Source organism: Sphaerisporangium cinnabarinum (assembly GCF_055567015.1).
Genome location: NZ_JBVHRG010000012.1, coordinates 173,501 through 191,793 on the forward strand (window position 1 = coordinate 173,501; position 18,293 = coordinate 191,793).

The 18,293-nt window shown below is 75.4% G+C and carries 15 protein-coding genes and 1 pseudogene; 9 read left to right on the top strand and 7 right to left on the bottom strand.

Annotated elements, in window-relative coordinates; genetic code table 11:
- Window positions 1–25: 25 nt before the first annotated feature.
- The 4 genes from ACZ4MO_RS17275 to ACZ4MO_RS17290 form a co-directional block, all read right to left on the bottom strand.
- A complete protein-coding gene (locus ACZ4MO_RS17275; RefSeq protein WP_255437359.1) occupies window positions 26–2,233 on the bottom strand; it encodes an iron ABC transporter permease in 2,208 nt (735 codons plus the stop codon).
- Window positions 2,234–2,291: 58 nt separating this feature from the next.
- Window positions 2,292–3,290 (bottom strand): ABC transporter substrate-binding protein, encoded by a 999-nt coding sequence (locus ACZ4MO_RS17280; protein WP_108049087.1) that lies wholly within the window; start codon window positions 3,288–3,290, stop codon window positions 2,292–2,294.
- Between the two features lie 80 nt (window positions 3,291–3,370).
- Window positions 3,371–4,231, bottom strand: a complete 861-nt coding sequence (locus ACZ4MO_RS17285) for an ABC transporter ATP-binding protein (protein WP_051876422.1) — start codon at window positions 4,229–4,231, stop codon at window positions 3,371–3,373.
- Window positions 4,232–4,311: 80 nt separating this feature from the next.
- Window positions 4,312–5,196 (bottom strand): endonuclease/exonuclease/phosphatase family protein, encoded by an 885-nt coding sequence (locus ACZ4MO_RS17290; protein WP_175009848.1) that lies wholly within the window; start codon window positions 5,194–5,196, stop codon window positions 4,312–4,314.
- A gap of 105 nt (window positions 5,197–5,301) precedes the next feature.
- Between ACZ4MO_RS17290 and ACZ4MO_RS17295 the strand changes: the two genes are divergently transcribed.
- The 4 genes from ACZ4MO_RS17295 (at window position 5,302) to ACZ4MO_RS17310 (ending at window position 8,144) form a co-directional block, all read left to right on the top strand.
- Window positions 5,302–5,934 (top strand): nucleotidyltransferase family protein, encoded by a 633-nt coding sequence (locus ACZ4MO_RS17295; protein ID WP_175009849.1) that lies wholly within the window; start codon window positions 5,302–5,304, stop codon window positions 5,932–5,934.
- Between the two features lie 85 nt (window positions 5,935–6,019).
- On the top strand, window positions 6,020–6,469 hold the full coding sequence (locus tag ACZ4MO_RS17300) for an SRPBCC family protein (protein ID WP_021483430.1): 450 nt from the start codon (window positions 6,020–6,022) through the stop codon (window positions 6,467–6,469).
- Window positions 6,448–7,443 (top strand): alpha/beta fold hydrolase, encoded by a 996-nt coding sequence (locus ACZ4MO_RS17305; RefSeq protein WP_175009851.1) that lies wholly within the window; start codon window positions 6,448–6,450, stop codon window positions 7,441–7,443. The genes ACZ4MO_RS17300 and ACZ4MO_RS17305 overlap by 22 nt, the downstream gene beginning before the upstream one ends.
- Complete coding sequence (locus ACZ4MO_RS17310) at window positions 7,440–8,144, top strand: alpha/beta fold hydrolase (RefSeq protein WP_175009852.1); 705 nt, start codon at window positions 7,440–7,442, stop codon at window positions 8,142–8,144. Before ACZ4MO_RS17305 ends, ACZ4MO_RS17310 begins: the two co-directional genes overlap by 4 nt.
- A 9-nt stretch (window positions 8,145–8,153) precedes the next feature.
- Here ACZ4MO_RS17310 and ACZ4MO_RS17315 read toward each other — a convergent pair whose 3' ends face one another.
- Window positions 8,154–10,388 carry a HelD family protein gene (locus tag ACZ4MO_RS17315; protein WP_255437360.1) on the bottom strand — a complete coding sequence of 745 codons (2,235 nt, stop codon included), beginning with the start codon at window positions 10,386–10,388 and terminating at the stop codon, window positions 8,154–8,156.
- A gap of 91 nt (window positions 10,389–10,479) precedes the next feature.
- Window positions 10,480–11,361, bottom strand: a complete 882-nt coding sequence (locus tag ACZ4MO_RS17320; RefSeq protein WP_499279279.1) for a TrmH family RNA methyltransferase — start codon at window positions 11,359–11,361, stop codon at window positions 10,480–10,482.
- 50 nt (window positions 11,362–11,411) lie between these two features.
- On the opposite strand from ACZ4MO_RS17320, the pseudogene ACZ4MO_RS17325 reads away from it, so the two are divergent.
- The 3 genes and pseudogenes from ACZ4MO_RS17325 to ACZ4MO_RS17335 form a co-directional block, all read left to right on the top strand.
- Window positions 11,412–11,636, top strand: a pseudogene (locus ACZ4MO_RS17325) (PIN domain-containing protein); the annotation flags it as partial.
- An 84-nt stretch (window positions 11,637–11,720) separates the two neighbouring features.
- Complete coding sequence (locus tag ACZ4MO_RS17330; RefSeq protein ID WP_175009854.1) at window positions 11,721–14,546, top strand: HAD-IC family P-type ATPase; 2,826 nt, start codon at window positions 11,721–11,723, stop codon at window positions 14,544–14,546.
- Between the two features lie 301 nt (window positions 14,547–14,847).
- Entirely contained in the window at window positions 14,848–15,402 is a 555-nt protein-coding gene (locus ACZ4MO_RS17335) for a hypothetical protein (protein WP_175009855.1), read from the top strand.
- A gap of 173 nt (window positions 15,403–15,575) precedes the next feature.
- Here the strand turns inward: ACZ4MO_RS17335 and ACZ4MO_RS17340 are convergent, their stop codons facing one another.
- Complete coding sequence (locus ACZ4MO_RS17340; protein WP_186810493.1) at window positions 15,576–15,920, bottom strand: Imm10 family immunity protein; 345 nt, start codon at window positions 15,918–15,920, stop codon at window positions 15,576–15,578.
- Window positions 15,921–16,140: 220 nt separating this feature from the next.
- Here ACZ4MO_RS17340 and ACZ4MO_RS17345 point away from each other — a divergent pair, with 220 nt between their 5' ends.
- The gene (locus tag ACZ4MO_RS17345) at window positions 16,141–17,907 is read left to right on the top strand and encodes an FAD-dependent oxidoreductase (protein WP_175009857.1); all 1,767 of its coding nucleotides are present in this window, start codon (window positions 16,141–16,143) and stop codon (window positions 17,905–17,907) included.
- Window positions 17,904–18,263 (top strand): rhodanese-like domain-containing protein, encoded by a 360-nt coding sequence (locus ACZ4MO_RS17350; protein WP_175009858.1) that lies wholly within the window; start codon window positions 17,904–17,906, stop codon window positions 18,261–18,263. Before ACZ4MO_RS17345 ends, ACZ4MO_RS17350 begins: the two co-directional genes overlap by 4 nt.
- The last annotated feature ends 30 nt before the right edge of the window (window positions 18,264–18,293 follow it).

Genomic DNA, 18,293 nt, shown 5'->3' on the forward strand with positions numbered 1-18,293 from the left:
CCTGCGCCCGGCAGGGTGAGACACGTCACGCTCCGCGGCCGCGGCTGCGCCAGAGCAGGTAGACGAAGTACGGCGCGCCCAGCAGCGCGGCGCCGAGACCCGCGGGGATCTGCCCCGGCGCGATGACGACGCGGCCCAGCGTGTCCGCGACGGACACGAGGAGGGCCCCGAGCAGCATCGCGACGGGCACGACCCGGGAGTGCCGGGAGCCGACGAGCGCGCGGGCGGCGTGCGGCGCGACGAGGCCCACGAACGCGAGCGCCCCGATCGCGCACACGGCCGCGGCGGTGAGCAGCGCGGCGACGCCGAGCAGGAGCAGCCGCGTGCGGTCGAGCGCGACGCCGAGGACGCGCGGGGTGTCGTCGTCGAGCGCCACGACGTCGAGGTCGCGCCGGAACACCGCGGTGAGCGGGGTGAGCACGAGCAGCGCGAGCGCGACGGGGATCAGCTGCTCGAGCGTGCGGCCGTACGTGGAGCCCGACAGCCACGTGAGCGCGAGGTTCACGTCCCACGGCGCGACGACGACGACGAGCAGCGTGATGATCGCCATCACCCCGGCCTGGGCGCCGATGCCGATGAGCACGAGCCGGTCGGAGCTCAGCCCGCCGCGGTAGGAGAGCCCGTAGACGAGCCCGAACACGGCGAAGGCACCGATCGCGGCGGCAGCGGACATCGGCCAGATCCCGACGCCGGGGACGAGCAGGATCATCGTCACGGCACCGAGGCCGGCGCCCGACGTCACGCCGAGCAGGCTCGGTTCCGCGAGCGGGTTGCGGCACACGGCCTGCACGATCGTGCCGGCGAGCGCGAGCGCGGCGCCCGCGAGGAGGGCCGCGAGCACACGCGGGACGCGTTGGTCGAGCACGAACGTCACGTGCCGCCCGGCGACCCCGGCCCACCAGTTCGCGACGTCGCCCAGCAGCACGACCCGGTCGCCGAGCAGGAGGCCCGCCACGGCGGCCGCGGCGACCGCGAGCGACAGGACGACCACGACCACGACGACCGCGCGCCGCGAGCGCGGCCGGCTCAGGGCACCGTGCCCGCCGCGCGACGACGCGGGCCCCGAGTCGCGCAGGCGGCGCGCGAGCCACACGAGCAGGATCGCGCCGAGGACGGTCGTGACGATGCCGGTCGGCACCGCGATCGAGAGCGTCCCGGGCAGCAGGAGGCGGAGCAGGACGTCGGCGCCGAGCACGACGACCACGCCGACGAGGGCGGCGAAGGGCAGCAGGAGCACGTGCCGCCCGAGCCCGGGCACGCGACGTGCGACGAGGCGGGCCACGACGGGCGCCGCGAGACCGACGAACCCGACCGGCCCGGCGACGGTCACGGCGATCGAGGCGAGCAGGACGGCGACGAGCACCGAGGCGACGCGCGTGCGGCGCACGTCGACGCCGAGGACGGTCGCGGCGTCGTCCCCGAGGCCGAGGAGGTCGAGCCGGCGCGACAGGACGAGCGCCGCGAGGACGCCGACCACGACGACGGGTGTGGCCAGCGTGACGGTGCGCGTGCCCGACTGGACGATCGAGCCGCTCCCCCACGCGAACAGGCCCATGGTCTCCTGCTCGAACAGCACGAGGAGGACCGTCGTCAGCGCGTGGAGCGCGAGCATGATGGCGGAGCCGGCGAGCACGAGCCGGGTCGGCCCGTCGGCGCCGCCGCGCGCCAGGACGAGCACGAGCCCGGCCGCGGCGAGCCCGCCGAGGAACGCGAGGCCGCCCTGGAGGTAGAACGGGACCGAGAGGCCGAACGCGGCGACCACGACGACCGTGAGGTAGGCGCCCGCGTTGACCGCGAGCGTGTCGGGCGACGCGAGCGGGTTGCGCGCGACCGACTGCAGCACGGCCCCGGCGACGCCGAGCGCGACGCCCAGCAGCAGGCCGGCGAGGAGCCGCGGCACGCGCGACGCGACGAGGACGGCGACCGTCTGGTCGACCCCGTCCCCCTCGGTCGCGAGGCGCAGCAGGTCGAGCGGGCCGACGTCGGCCGTGCCCTGCGTGAGGTGCACGGCGGCGAGCACGAGCGCGACGACGGCCGCCGCGAGGAACGCGCCCGCGACCCCGAGGCGCGACGTCCGCGCACGGGGGGCGGTCGCCGTCGGGCCCGGGGCGGCGTGGGCGCCCGGGGGGACGCCGCCCTCCGGGCCGTCCGCGCCGGGGACGACGGCCGGAGCCGGGTCCTCCAGGAGGAGGGTGTCCGGCTCCGGCGTCGTGCGCTGCTCTCGCCTGCTCACAGTGGGTCTCGTCAGCCTTCTCGTCGTCCTGGCGGGGTGCGCGCCCAGGTGTGCCGCGTCAGGCCGTCAGGGCCTCGACGACCGCGTCGGCGTAGGCCGCGGCGGACAGCGGGCCGCCGAACATCCAGATGCCGTCGGGCAGACGGTGCACGTCGCCGGCCGTGACGAACGGGAGCTGCTCCCACACGGCGTTGCCGGCGAGGCCCTCCTCGAACGGGTTCGCCTCGGAGTCGCTCGCGACGTAGAGGAACTGCACGTCGCCGAGCTGGGTGAGGCCCTCGACGTCGGTCTGCGCGAGGCCGTAGTCGGGGTCCCCGCCCTCGGTCCACGCGTTGACGAGGCCGATCTCCTCGCCGATGGCGCCGAAGAACGAGCCCGGCGTGTACATGCGGATCGAGACGGCGCCGTTCGTCACCCAGCCGTCGGCCATCGTGAACTCGGCCCCGGCGAGGCCCGCCTCGTCGAGCGCGGTGGTGGCCTCGGCGATCTTCGCGTCGTACTCCTCGAGCGCGGCGGCCGCCTCGTCCTCGCGGCCCGTCACGGTGCCGAGCGTCTCGACCGTGGAGCGCATGTAGCCGATGGGGTCCTCCCCGTCGGAGCCGCGCAGCGCGAGCACCGGCGCGACCTCCTCGATCTGCGCGATGACGTTCTCGGGCAGGTCCGTGGTCGTCACGACGAGGTCCGGCTCGAGCGCGGAGATCGCGTCGAGGCTGGGCTCGCCGCGCGTGCCGACGTCGGGCGTGCTCGCGTCGATCGGCGCGACGGTGTCCCACGTGTTGTAGCCCTCGACGTCCGCCTGGCCGACGGGCTCGACGCCCAGCGCCACGAGGTTCTCCGTGAGGCCCCACTCGAGCGAGACGATGTCGGTGGCCGGGGCGTCGAGGGTGACCTCGCCGCGCTCGTCGGTGACGGTGACGGGGCCGGACGCGGCGTCGGTCGTCGCGCCGTCGGACGTGCCGTCGTTCGCGGGCTCCTCGGTCGTGCCGCACGCGGTGAGCGCGAGCGCGGTCGCGAGCGCGACGGCTCCCGCGGCGAGGGAACGGGTGGTCGAGCGCATGGGTGTCCTTCGGGGTCGGTGCGGAGGGGTGCGAAGAAGAGGTACGGCGAGGTGCCGCGTCGGGTGGCCCGACGCAGCGGTCAGACGAGGACGGCCGCGTCCAGGCGGGCCGCGTGCCGGCCGAGCGGCTCGCAGCACGTGCGCCCCGTGAGGGGGTGCGTGTAGACGTCGACGTGGATGCCGTAGACCTCGGTGAGGAGCTCGGTGGTGAGCACGTCCTCGGCCCGGCCCGTGGCGCGCACGACGCCGCCGTGGAGCAGGACGACGTGGTCGGCCACCGCGGCGGCCTGGTTGAGGTCGTGCAGCACGACGCCCACGGCCACGCCGTGCTCGCTCGCCAGGTCGCGGACCAGGTCGAGCAGCTCGACCTGGTAGCGCAGGTCGAGGTACGTCGTCGGCTCGTCGAGCAGGAGCACCTTCGTGTCCTGCGCGAGGCACGTCGCGAGCCACACGCGCTGCAGCTCGCCGCCGGAGAGCTCGTCGACGCCGCGGTCGGCCATCGCCGTGATGCCGGTGACGTCCATGGCGTGCGCGATCGCCCGCGGGCCGTCGGGGTCGTTCGAGCGGAACCGGCCGCGGTAGGGGTGGCGCCCGTACGCGACGACGTCGCGCACGCTCACGCCCGACGGCGTGGGCCGGCTCTGCGACAGGAGCGTCACGCGCCGCGCGAAGTCCTTGGCGTGGAGCGCGAGCGCGTCGGGCTCGTCGTCCAGGGCGACGGTCCCGGCGTCGGGCCGGTGGAGGCGCGCGAGCGAGCGCAGGAGGGTCGACTTGCCCGAGCCGTTGGGCCCGATGAGGGCCGTGACGGCCCCCGGGGCGAGCTCGAGCGCGGCGCCGTGCACCACGGTGCGGTCGTCGTAGGACAGCCGCAGGTCGTGACCCGCGAGCGCCGGGGCGCCGGGCAGGCCCGGCGCGACCGAGGCAGCTGAGGTTCCACTCACAAAGGTGAGGCTAATCTATGTCGCCCGCCCGGAACCAGCCCCTCGCACGCGTGTGACGGGGCTCACGAACAGCGTCGCGGTCAGCCCTCGACGGCCCGACCGGCGCGCCGTCGCGGCTCTCCCGCGCCCGCGGTGGGCGGCGCGTGGTCCTCGTCCGCCGCGTGCGCGCGCGTCGGGGACGCGTGCCGCTCCCCGCCGAGCGCGACGGGCACGGTGAGCGCCCGGTGGTCCGACAGCCCCGTGTCGACCGCGACGGCGGGCGCCGTCGCCCGGACCGGGCCGTGGGCGAGCACGTGGTCGAGCTGGCGCGCGGGCTCGCCGACGGGGAACGTCGGCGCGGAGGCGAGCGCACGCCACCCGCTCGTGCGCGCGGCCTGCGGCGCCTCGATGTTGAGGTCCCCGAGCAGGACGACGGGCTCGCCGTCGGGCACGTCGGCGGCGAGCTCCCGGGTGAGCCGCACGAGCTGCGTGAGGTTGCGCCCGGGCACGAAGGTCAGGTGCGTGCACGCGACCGTCAGCGGTCCGCCCGGCGCCTCGACGCGCGCGACGAGGGCCGCGCGCGGCTCGTCGCGCACGAGCGTCGGCAGCCGACGCCCGGGGAAGCGCACGGGCACGCGCGTGCGGGGCGCGGGCAGCAGGACGGTGCGCCACGCCGTGACGGGGTACCGGCTCACGACGGCGATCCCGTAGGCGGCGCGCCCCGGCTGGCGCTCCCCCGTCGGCGCGGTCCACACGCCCGGCTCGCCGACGAGCGTCGCGACGAACCGGTGGTCGACGGCGCCCGCCGCCTCGGCCGCGACCGCGGTGAGGTCGGCCCGGTGCGAGCGCGGCTGGTCCCGGTCCACCTCCTGGAGCGCGAGGACGTCCGCGTCGAGGGCGCGGACGGCAGCGGCGAAGCGGTCGACGTCGACGCGGTCGTCGACGAGCGACCGTCCGTGCAGGATGTTGAACGTCGCGAGGCGCACCCTCCCGATTGTGGGGACCACGGCCCGACGCCGCACGCGCTCGGCCGGGCGTCCGCTCCCCCGTGGCGACGTGCCAGCGCATCGCGGGTGGTGTAGACCCTGGGCATGGTGGACGACAGGGACGCACTGCACGACGGCCTCCGGATGACCGCCGCGGCGCTGGCCGAGGCAGAGATCCCGCACGCGCTCGTCGGCGGCTACGCGGCGTGGGCTCGCGGGGCGCCGGAGCCGAGCCACGACGCCGACTTCGCGATCCGCGAGGTGGACGTGGACCGCGCGCGCGAGGTGCTGCGCGAGGCGGGGCTCGAGATCACGGAGCCGACGGAGAACTGGCTCTTCAAGGCGTACCACGGGGGCGAGCTCATCGACGTCCTGTACCGGATGGTCGGCGAGCCGATCGACGACGACCTGCTCGCCCGCACCGACGAGCTCGAGGTCCTCGCGGTCCGCATGCCCGTGCTGTCCGCGACCGAGATCATGGCGTCGAAGCTGCGCGTCCTCGGCGAGCACTACTGCGACTTCTCGCGGCTCCTGCCGGTCGCACGGGCGATGCGCGAGCAGATCGACTGGTCCGAGGTCCGGGAGCGCGTGGACGACAACCCGTACGCGCGCGCCTTCCTGTTCCTCCTCGACGAGCTCGCCGTCGTGGACGCGCAGGACATGGGCGACGACTCCCTGGGCTCGCGCACCGACGCGGCCGAGCCGGCCTCCGGGGACCCGTCGAGCGCGCTCGAGTGAGCCCGACCCCCGTTCGCCGCGCGAGCGGGACGGACCCCGGCAAGGGTGTGGTCGTACCGCCCGCCAACCACAGGAGGTCTCACCGATGAGCACGGTCACCCAGTCGATCGACGTCGACGTCCCCGTCCGCACGGCCTACGACCAGTGGACCCAGTTCGAGGAGTTCCCCCGCTTCATGGAGGGCGTCGAGGAGATCCGTCAGCTCGACGCGACGCACACGCACTGGAAGACGAAGATCGGCGGTGTCGAGCGGGAGTTCGACGCGGAGATCACGGAGCAGCACCCCGACGAGCGGGTCGCGTGGAACAGCACGTCGGGCCCCGACCACGCGGGCGTCGTGACCTTCCACCGGCTGAACGACACGCAGACCCGCGTCACGGTCCAGCTCGACTGGACGCCGGAGGGGGTCGTGGAGAAGGTGGGCGACGTCCTCCAGCTCGACGAGCGCCGCGTCAAGGGCGACCTCGCCCGGTTCAAGGAGTTCATCGAGTCCCGCGGGGCCGAGACGGGCGCGTGGCGAGGAGACGTCAGCTGACGACCCGGAGCACATCGTCGGCCACGGCCGGCGACGACACCCAGCGCGTCACGGAGCGGGTCCGGTTCGCCCGGGCCCGCTCCGGCGCGTCGTCCGCGCCGTCGACGGCGTCGGCGACGTCGGCGTCGGCGTCGGCGTCGGCGTCGGCGTCGGCGGGCACCGCGGAGGTGCGCTGCGCGGTCGGCGACCTCACCGCCGTCGTGCACGTGTCCGGGGCGGACGCGCCCGACGTCGTGGTCGTGCTCGTGCACGGCGTCGGGTCGTCGGCGCGCGCGTTCGACCCGGTGCGGCGCGCGCTCCTGCGGCCGGGCGCGCTGTCCCGGGCCGCCGTGCACGCGATCGACCTGCCCGGCTTCGGCGCGGCGCCCCGCGCACCGCGCGACGTGTCGATCGAGGAGCACGCGGCGGTCGTCGCGGAGCACGTGCGCCGCCACGTGCTCGACCTGCCCGACGGCGCCCCGCGCCCCGTCGTCGTGCTCGTCGGCCACTCGATGGGCGGGCAGGTCGTCGCCCAGGCCATGGCCGACCACCCCCGCGAGGCGCCCGCCGGGGTGCTCGTCGGGCCGACGGCGGACCGCCACGCCCGCAGCGCGCCGCGCCAGGCGCTGCGGCTCGCGCGCGACGCGGTGGGCGAGCGTCCGCGCGCGCTCGCGACGCTCGCCGTCGACTACGTGCTGCGCTGCTCGCTGCCGCACTACGCGCGCCAGGTCCGGCACATGCTGGGGCACCGGCTCGAGGACGTCGTGCCGCGCGTGCCGGGACGTCTGATCGTCGTGCGGGGCGCGCACGACCCGATCGCGCCGCGCCGGTGGTGCCGCGAGCTCGCGCTCGCCGCGCCGCGCGGCACGTCCCGCGAGGTCCGGGGACGCCACCACGCGATGGACGCCGACCCGGAGGGGATCCTCGCTGCCGTGCGCGATGCCGGTGGACTGCCGCGCGGACTGCCGCGCGACCTGTCCCGGGACCTGCCGTGAGGGTGCCCCGCTGGCCCCGCTCCCTGCGGCTGCGCGACCGCGCGGTGGACTACGCGTACGTCGCCGCGCGCCAGGTCCAGGGTGCCCTGCGCGCGCGTCGGCCCGTCCCGACCGGCCCCGGCGGCGCGAGCCCCGTCGTGCTCCTCCCCGGCGTCTACGAGACGTGGCAGCTCCTCGGGCCGATCGCGACCGCTCTCGCCCGGGCCGGGCACCCGGTCCACGCCGTGCCCGGCCTCGGCTACAACCGGCGCCCGTTCGCCGAGGCGGCCGACCGCACGGCGGCGTTCCTCGAGCAGTCCGACCTGCACGACGTCGTCCTCGTCGCCCACAGCAAGGGCGGCCTCGTCGGCAAGCGCGTCATGCTGTCGACCGCCGGGCCGCGCGTCACCGGCATGGTCGCCGTGGCGACGCCGTTCCACGGCTCGCGCTACGCGCAGTACCTCCTCGGCCGCACCCTGCGCGCGTTCTCCCCGCGCGACGCCGCGCTGCTCGCGCTCGCCGCCGAGCGCGGCGTCGACGCCCGCATCACGGCCGTCTACCCGCGCTTCGACCCGCACATCCCCGAGACCGGCCGGCTCGAGGGCGGACGGAACGTCGAGCTGCCGCTCGCCGGGCACTTCCTCCCGCTCGGCGACCCGGCGCTCGTCGAGGTCGTGGTCCGCGAGGTCGACCGGTTCGCCCGGTCGGCGCCCGCGGACTGAGCGCGGCCCTCAGGCTGAGCGGGCGCGCTCGCCCACCGCGACGCGCACGAGCTCCTGCGTGCACCGGGTCATCGCCACGTACAGCCCGTTCCACCCGCGCGGCTCGGCGGCGACGCCGTCGGGGTCCACGACGACGACCGCGTCCCACTCGAGGCCCTTCGCCTCCGACGTCCCGAGGACGGGCACGTCCCGGACCGCCGCACGCAGCGCCGCGAGGCGGGCGAGCGGGGCCACGACGCCGACGGTCCCGCCGTCGTACCGCGCCGCGAGGCGCGCGACCTCGGCGGCGACCGTCTCGCCCAGGCGTCCCGGCGCACCGCCCGGCACGACGACGTCCCGCGGCTCGACCCCCGCGTCCCGCACCGCGCGCGGCGGGTCGTTCCGGCTGCCCGCGGCGCGCAGCACCGGCCCGACGAGCGCCATGACCTCGCGCGGCGTGCGGTAGCAGATGGTGAGGTCCGCGCGCCGCCAGCGGTCCCCGAGGACCGGGCCGACGGCGTCCGCCCAGTCCGTGTGGCGGTGCGGCGCCTCGGTCTGGTCGACGTCCCCGACGGCCGTCACGGACCGCGTCGGGCAGCGGCGCAGGACCATGTGCCACTGCAGGGGCGAGAGCTCCTGCGCCTCGTCGACCACGACGTGCCCGTAGACCCAGTCGCGGCGCGCGGCCGCGCGCTGCGCGAGGAACTCGCCCTGCTCGCCGGGTGCGTGGGCAGCCCCCAGCGCGTCGGCGAGCGCGTCGAGCAGCGGCACGTCGCTCGGCGCGAGCGCGGCCGGCTCGCTCGTCACGCGGCGCACCTCGGCCGCCGTCAGGTCGGGGGCGTGGCGCGCGAGCAGCGCGGCGTCGCCCAGGAGGTCCGCGAGCGCGGCCCGCGCGTCCACGACCGGCCACCAGGCGTCGACGGCGGCACCGAACCCGGCGTCGCGCGCGAGGTCGTCCCGGAGCCGGTCGAGGTCGTCCTCGGTGAGCTCGCCGTCGACGTCGCCGCCGCGCGCCCCCGTCGTGGGGGCGCGGTCGTCGCGCGCGGCGAGCCCGGCGTCGAGCTTCCCGAGCACGTCCTCGAACCCCGCCTCGACGCGGGCGAGCAGCTCGGCGTGGCGTGCCGCGGCCTCGTCCACGAGCGCGTCGAGCAGCAGGTCCACGGCCCGGCCCCGCGCGGCGAGCACGCTCCGACCGCCTGCGCGGGCGGCACGGAGGACCTCGGCGACGCGGGCCGCGTCGAGCGTCAGCGGCTCGCCGTCGAGGCGGACCGTCAGGTCCCGCGCGTCCGGGACGAGGGCGTCCGCGTACCGGGCGACGACGTCGTGCCACAGCGCGCGCCCCTTGATCTCCGCGACGTCGCGCCCCTCGTCCCGCTCCGGCGCGACGCCGGGCACGAGCGTGTCGCACGTCGCCGAGACGACCGCCGTCTCCCCGAGCGCGGGCAGCACCTGCGCCACGTACTCGAGGAAGCGCGACGACGGCCCGAGCAGGAGGACCCCCCGCTCCGCGAGGTGCGGGTGGGTGAACAGCAGGTACGCGACGCGGTGCAGCGCGACGACCGTCTTGCCCGTCCCCGGGCCGCCCTGCACGACGAGCGTCTGCTCGGCCGGGGCGCGCACGATCGCGTCCTGCTCGACCTGGAGCGTCGCGACCGCCGTGCCCATGCGGCCGGTCCGACGCTCGGAGAGCGCGGCGAGCAGAGCGCCCTCGCCGACGAGGCCGTCCTCGTCGACCGCCCCGCTCCCCGAGCCGTCGAGCGGCTCGTCCTCCACGCCGGCGACCCGCTCCCCCGTGGTCCGCACGTGCCGACGCCGGGCGAGACCCTGCGGCTCGCGCGCCGTCGCGGTGTAGAAGGGGCGGGCGCCGTCGGCGCGCCAGTCCAGGACGAGCGGGTCGGCGTCGCCGTCGGGCGCGGCGATCCCGACGCGCCCGACACGGCGCGTGACGCCCTCGACCGTGTCGAGCCGGCCGAAGACCAGCCCGCTCCCGGCGCGCTCGAGCTCGGTCCGACGGCGGCGCAGCCCGGCGCGCCGCGCGCGCTCGACGACGGTCTCGGCCTCGACCCGACCCGCGGCCGGGACGCGGTCGGCGACGTCGTCGGCAGGAGCGGCGAGCTGCGCGTCGAGCTCCGCCAGGAGCTCCGCGCGGCGGGCGAGCGCGGCGTCGAGGTGCTGCTGCTCCTCGTCGACGGCATGCGTCGCGACGTCGCGGACGCGGTCGGGAGGAGTGGTGTCAGGCAGGGACGGGGAGGGCTGGACCGGCACGGGACCTCTTCTCGTACGACGTACGGACACGGGCCCAACGCGTCGCCGCGCGCCGTTGTTCCCGGCCGCGCCGCCTCGGACCCCAGGGAGGTCAGGGCAGGCGCGTCGCCCAGAACGCGACGGCCGACGCCGCAGCGACGTTGAGCGAGTCCACTCCCCCGGCCATGGGGATCGTGACGACCCGGTCCGCCGCCTCGATCGCACCGCGCGACAGACCGTCGCCCTCCGTGCCGAGCACGAGCGCGAGCCGCTCGGGCGGGTCGGCCACGACGTCGTCGAGGCTCACCGCGTCGTCGGCGAGGGCGAGCGCGGCGACGACGAAGCCTTCGTCGCGCAGCAGGTCGAGGCCGCCCGGCCACGTCTCGAACCGCGTCCACGGCACCTGGAACACCGTGCCCATGCTCACGCGCACCGAGCGGCGGTAGAGCGGGTCGGCGCAGCGCGGCGAGACGAGCACCGCGTCCACGCCGAGCGCGGCGGCAGAGCGGAAGACCGCGCCGACGTTGGTGTGGTCGACGACGTCCTCCAGCACGGCCACACGCCGTGCGCCCGTCCCGCCACGGGCTGCCGAGAGCAGGTCGCGCACGGGCGCGAGCGGCGGGCGGTGCATGGCCGCGAGCGCCCCGCGGTGCAGGTGGAACCCGGTGATCCCCTCGAGCACGTCGGGTGCGCCGACGTAGACCGGGACCTGCTCGCCCGTGCCGCCCGGGGCGTCGTCGACCGGCAGCGCGGCGATGTCGTCGGCGAGGTCGTCGAGCCAGCGCTCGGCCATGAGGAACGACCGCGGCCGGTGCCCGGCGGCGAGCGCGCGCCGGATCACCGTCGAGCTCTCCGCGATGTACAGCCCCTTCTCCGGCTCGTGCTTGGACCGCAGCGCGACGTCGGTCAGGCGGTTGTAGTCCGCGAGGCGGTCGTCGGTGGGGTCGGTGACGTGGACGACCCGCAGGCCGGCTCGGGTGCTGGTCTCGCTCACGTCGTCGATTCTCCCAGGCGCGCGACGCCGCGCGAGCGACCGCACTCGAGACGTGGGTCCACGGCCTCGAGGAGACGTACGGGGACCGCATCCTCCCCGTGACGCTCGAGATCGCGCAGCGACGGCCCGCCGTGCACGCGGCGCGCCCGCTGCCCGTCGTCGACTCCCTGCTCGCGGCGACCGCGCTCGCCCACAGGCTCACGGTGGCGACACGGAACACCCGGGACTTCGTCGACAGCGGCGTCCCCGTCGTCAACCCGTTCTCCTCGCCCTGACCGCCGACCATCGACCGCTGGCGTGGCGCGGGTCACGGTCCTTCGCCCCTCGCGCGATCCGGGCATCGGGGGTCGAATAGGGGCATGGGATCCGCGCCGGACGCTGCACCGACCCCCGCCACGGCGGCCTCCTCGACCTCGGCGAGCACGACCGAGCGACCGCTCGACGCGACGTGGTCGCGCCCGCCCGACGCCGTCCTCGCCGAGCTCGGCACGGACGCGCGCGGCCTCTCCAGCGCCGACGCCGCGGCACGGCTCGCGGAGGTGGGGCCGAACCGGCTGCCGCCGCCGCAGCGCGACCCGCTGTGGAAGCGGATCCTGGTCCACTTCGACGACATCCTCATCTACATCCTGCTCGTGTCCGCCGTGCTCAAGGCGATCCTCGGCGACTGGGTCGACTTCACGGTGATCCTCGCGGTCGCGGTGATCAACGCGGCGATCGGGTTCATCCAGGAGGGCCGCGCGGAGAGTGCGCTCGAGGGCATCCGGAACATGCTCTCCGTCAACGCCGAGGTGCGGCGCGACGGCGCGTGGGCCCGCGTGGACGCCGACGACGTCGTGCCCGGCGACATCGTCCGGGTGCGCTCGGGCGACCGCGTGCCCGCGGACGTGCGGCTGATCCAGGCGACGAACCTGCGCGTCGAGGAGTCGGCCCTCACGGGCGAGTCGGTCGCGGCGGCAAAGTCGGTGGCCCCGGTCGGGGCGGACGCGGGCGTGGGCGACCGGTCGAGCATGCTCTTCTCGAGCACGCTCGTGGCCGCGGGCCAGGGCGTGGGCGTCGTCACCGCGACGGGGACGGCGACCGAGATCGGCCGGATCCAGACGATGATCTCCGAGGTCCGCAGCCTCGCGACGCCGCTGACGCGCCAGCTCGACCGGTTCGGCAAGCTGCTCGCGGTGCTCATCCTCGCGATGGCCGTCGTCATGGTGATCATCGGCCGCGTCTTCCACGACTTCACCGTCCCGGAGCTCATCTCGGCGTCGATCGGCTTCGCGGTCGCCGCGGTGCCGGAGGGCCTGCCCGCGCTCGTGACGATCACGCTCGCGCTCGGGGTGCAGCAGATGGCCCGCCGCCGCGCGATCACGCGCAAGCTCCCCGCGGTCGAGACGCTCGGCTCGGTGACGACGATCTGCTCGGACAAGACCGGCACGCTCACGAAGAACGAGATGACGGCGCGCACCGTCCGCACGGGCGGACGCACGTTCGCGGTCGCGGGCGCGGGGTACGCGCCCGTCGGCGACGTCACGCTCGACGAGGTAGACGGCGAGCGGCACGCGGACCTCTCCGACGACCGCGACCTCGCGGCCCTCGCGACGGTCATGATGCTGTGCAACGACGCGCGGATCGTGCCCGACGGCGAGGACGCCGACGGCTGGCGGCTCGTGGGCGAACCGACGGAGGGCGCGCTGCGCACGCTCGGCATGAAGGCCGGCGTCGACCCGACGGGGTGGCGGCGCGTCGCCGTCGTGCCGTTCGAGTCCGAGAACAAGTTCATGGCGACGCTCGACGCGGACCCCGACGGCGGCCTGCACGTGCACGTCAAGGGCGCGCCCGACCGCGTCCTCGACCGCTGCGCGACCCAGGTCGGCCCGGACGGCGCGCCGGAGCCGCTCGACCGCGCGTTCTGGGACGCGCAGATCGACACGCTCGGCGGGCAGGGCCTGCGCGTGCTCGCGGCCGCGCGGCGCCCGGCAGCGGACGGCACGACCGACCTCGACGTCGCCGATGTCGCGGACGGCCTGGAGCTGTGCGGGCTCGTCGGCATCGTGGACCCGCCGCGCCCCGAGGCGATCGAAGCCATCGCCGAGTGCCGCGACGCGGGCATCCGCGTGAAGATGATCACCGGCGACCACGCCGGCACCGCGCTCGCGATCGGCCGGGAGATGGGCATCGTCGATGCCCACGACGGCTCGTCCGCGCCGGCCGTACTCACCGGGCCGGAGCTCGAGGAGATGAGCACGGAGCGGCTGCGCGCGGTCGTGCGCGACGTCGACGTGTACGCGCGCACGAGCCCCGAGCACAAGATCCGGATCGTGTCCGCACTCCAGTCGCACGGCGAGGTCGTCGCGATGACGGGCGACGGCGTCAACGACGCCCCCGCGCTCACCCAGGCGGACGTCGGCGTCGCGATGGGCATCAAGGGCACCGAGGCGACCAAGGAGGCGGCCGAGGTCGTGCTCGCCGACGACAACTTCGCGACGATCGAGCGTGCCGTGAAGGAGGGGCGGCGGATCTACGACAACATCCGCAAGTCCGTCCTGTTCCTGCTCCCGACCAACGGCGCGCAGTCGCTCGTCATCCTCGTCGCGGTCCTGTTCGGCCTCACCCTGCCGCTCCAGCCGGTCCAGGTGCTCTGGATCAACATGATCACCGCGGTCACGCTGTCGCTCGCGCTCGCGTACGAGAAGGCGGAGCCCGACGTCATGCGCCGCGCCCCGCGCGACCCGAAGGCGTCGATCCTCGACGGCGCGTACGTGCGCCGCATCCTCCTCGTGTCGCTCCTCATCGGCGGCGCGACGATCCTGCTGTTCTACGTCGAGCGGGCGCAGGGCGTCCCGCTCGCCGAGGCGCAGACGACGGCGGTCACGATGCTCGCGCTCGGCCAGCTCGCCTACCTGTTCAACTGCCGGTTCCTCGACCGGTCGAGCCTCACGCTCGACGTGCTGCGCGGCAACCGGGTGGTCTGGGTCTCGGCGGCGACGCTGCTCGCTCTGCAGGCCGTCTTCGTCTACGCGCCGTTCATGCACTCGTGGTTCGACTCGGCACCCATCGCGCTCGCGGAGTGGGGCAAGACGCTCGGGCTCGCGCTCGTCGTCTTCCTGCTCGTCGAGGTCATCAAGTGGGTCGGACGGCGATGGACCGCGCGCGACCACGTCCCCGCGCTCGTCGAGCGGCACGACGCCTCCTAGGGCGCGCCTCCTCGCCGATGTGCGTGCCGCTGCTGGACGCGATCCGGTTCCCTCGGGGCATGGCGGGACCACCGGGCACCACCCCGGACGCCGTGCTGGGCGACAGGGCGTACTCCAAGCGTGTGATCCGTGCCGAGCTGCGCCGGCGCGGCATCGTCGCGGTCATCCCGAACCGCACCAGCAAGGGCGGACGAGCACTCGCGACCCGCTACGACAAGCACGCCGCGATCTCCCGTGGCGCGGCGGTGCTCGCGCCGCTCGGCTCCTCAGGCTCGAGAACTGACACGAGTACGTTTCCCTCATGGACTCGGTCGATGATCCGCTCGCGCCCTGGAGAGAGCTGGAGGCGCAGCGCGAAGCCCTGCCGCTGGAGGACCAGGCGGTCTTCATCCTCATCTGCGTCGAGAGCACCCTGTCGATGCACCCGGCACGAGACGCCGCTGGCCAGGGGTATCTCCACGCCATCTGGGACGCGATCGGCGCAGACCGTTCAGAGCTCTCGACGATCGCCGAGGCCCTCGCCCAGCGCCCAGACATCGACGACCACGACGAGCTGGCCGCCCTTCTCCATGCGGTCGAGGCCCTCCGCGGATCCCGCGAGGCCGCGACATGGGGCGCCCGCCGCCTTCTTGACGACGCCTACGAACGTATCCCGAGAGACGGCAGCGACGCCTTCTTCCCACCGCTTGCCGATGACACGGCGCACGAAGTCGTCCAGGACGAGCTCCGCTGGCAGCGCTCAGTCCTCGCATCACTCAGCGCGAGCGACCATGCAGCGCGAATCGCCTACCTCCGCGCGCAGGCACAGATTCGCGGCGCGGCCGGTCACCAGAGAGACGCGCCGTCAATGTCCTGACACGCCGCGTTGCCGACGCGGTCGACAGGGCGAGCGCCGTCGATGCCGAGGCGGGTCGCTTCATGGTGTCGTGCTCGAGCAACGAGGCAAGGCCGCGGCGCATGCGTTGGCGGAGGACCAGATGCGGGTGCAGGCCCACTCGGTGGCGAAGGTCCAGTCGTCGAGCACACTGCTCAACGAGTCGGCTCCACGATCCGGGGCAGGTGCTGCTTGATGATCTCGGCTGCTGCTCCGTCCACGGTGAGCTCGAGCAGGTCGGGCAGCTCGAGCACTCGGGCTGCCTCAGGGTCCAGCTCGAGCACGAGGACGTCGCCCCGCACATCGAACCGCACGAGCCCGCCGTAGTGCACGGCTGCGCTACCACGCACGATCGCGTAGGTATCCATACCGAGCCGCGCGTCCTGCGGGTCGTGGGCCAGCGAACGTTGAAGCTCGATCGTGTCTCCCGACTCCGCGTCCAGCAGCACGATCGCCTCGTAGTTGCCCTCGATGCTGCGCGTGAAACCGACCCTGATCACAGCCGAGATTCTGCCGCATCGACGGCACGACGCCGGGACCCTTGACCTGAGAGACGCGCCCTCAAGCCTGCCCCGCCCGTGGTGCGATCGTACGCCGCCGCGAGCGGGCCCGTTACGTCACGCCTGCCGTCGACCATCGGGGGTGGAGCAACCGACCGGTGACCGACCTCTCAGGCCCCGGACTTGCCATCACCGATACCCCTGGGGGTATCGTCGGAGCATGATCCCTTCGACTCCCGGCTCGACGACCCCTCCGTCCGGCCTCGACGGCGCCCGCCGCATCGTCGTCGTCGGCGGTGTCGCGGGCGGCATGAGCGCCGCCGCGCGCGCCCGCCGCCTCGACGAGCGCGCGTCGATCATCGTGCTCGAGCAGTCCGACCACGTCTCGTTCGCGGGCTGCGGCCTGCCGTACCAGGTGTCGGGCGAGATCGCGGACCGCGACACCCTCCTGCTGCACACGCCCGCCTCGCTCCGCGCGAGCCTCGACCTCGACGTGCGGACGCGCCACCGCGTCACCGCGGTCGACCGCGCGGCACGCACGGTCACCGTCGCCGCCCAGGGCGGGACGTACGAGCTCGGCTACGACGCGCTCCTCCTCGCACCGGGCGCGACGACGGTCCTCCCGCCCGTCACGGGGCTGGACCACCCGGCCGTGCACACGCTGCGGACGATCGGCGACCTGGACGCCCTCACCGGCCGGCTCGCCGAGCTCGAGGCTGAGGTGGCCGACGGCCGGACGGCCCCGGTGCGGGCCGTCGTCGTCGGCGCGGGCTTCATCGGGCTCGAGGCCGTGGAGGCGCTCGTCGGGCGGGGCCTCACGGTCGACGTCGTCGAGCGCGCCGACCAGGTGCTCCCGCCGCTGGAACCGGACCTCGCGCCGCTGCTGGCGGACGAGCTGCGCGACCACGGGGTCGGGCTGCACCTCGGGACCTCCGCGAGCGCCGTCGTGCCGCTGCCGGCGGGCGCGGACCACGCCGTCGCGCTCGAGCTCACGGACGGCACGGCCCTCGACGCCGACGTGGTGCTCGTCAGCGTGGGTGTCCGGCCCGCGAGCGACCTCGCGGCGGCAGCCGGGCTCGCCCTCGGCGAGCGTGGCGCGATCCGCGTCGACGGCGACCAGCGCACGTCCGACCCGCACGTGTGGGCCGTCGGCGACGCCGTCGAGGTCGTGCACGCCGTGACCGGCGCGACGGGCCCCGTCCCGCTCGCCGGGCCGGCCAACCGCCAGGGCCGCCGCGCCGCGGACTCGATGACCGGGCACCGCACCACGCCGCAGGCGCCCGTGCTCGGGACGGCGATCGTGCGCGTGTTCGGCCTCACCGCCGCCGTGACCGGGCCGAGCCACGCCACCCTGGCGGCGGCCGACGTCGCGCACGAGCAGGTGCGCGTCCACGCGGCCCACCACGCGGGCTGGTTCCCCGGGGCCGAGCCCGTGCACGTGACGGCGAGCTTCGCACCCGACGGCCGCCTGCTCGGCGCGCAGGCCGTGGGCCGCGCGGGGGTGGACAAGCGCATCGACGTGCTCGCGACCGCGCTGCGCGCCGGGCTCACGGCCGACGACCTCGCCGAGCTCGAGCTCGCGTACGCCCCGCCCTACGGCGCTGCCAAGGACGTCGTCAACATGCTGGGGTTCGTCGCCCAGAACGTGCTCGACGGCACGATGCCGCAGTGGCACGCGGCCGACCTCGACGAGGTCGTCGCGACCTCGCTCGTGCTCGACGTCCGGTCGCGCGCCGAGCACGCCGGAGGCCACCTCGACGGGGCCCTCAACGTGCCGCACACCGAGCTGCGCGAGCGGCTCGACGAGGTGCGCGCCGCCGCGGCGGGGCGCCCCGTCGCCGTGCACTGCGCGAGCGGCGTGCGCTCCTACCTCGCGACCCGTGTCCTGCTCGCCGCCGGGCTCGACGCGCGCAACCTCTCCGGCGGCTGGCTCACCCTGACCACCACGCCGCGCGCCGCGCGCACCCTCGAAGGAGTCCCCGCATGATCGACCGCCTCCGCCGCCTGTTCTCCCGCTCGTCCGACGACGGCGGCGTGCGCCCGACCGTCGACGCCACCACCGCGGTGCAGCTCGTCCGCGACGGCGCGACGCTCCTCGACGTGCGCGAGCGCGACGAGTGGCGCGCCGGGCACGCACCTCAGGCCGTGCACGTGCCGCTCGCCGACGTCCCCTCCGCCGCGCCGCGGCGGCTGAAGGACGGCGCGACCGTCGTCGTCGTGTGCGCGTCGGGGATGCGCTCGCGCACCGCCGCCCGCCAGCTCCGCTCGCTCGGCTACGCCGCGACGAGCCTGTCCGGCGGGCTCGGTGCGTGGCAGGCCGCGGGCGGAGCCGTGCGACGCTGATCCTGCGCCACCACGCACGTGCCGGCCCCG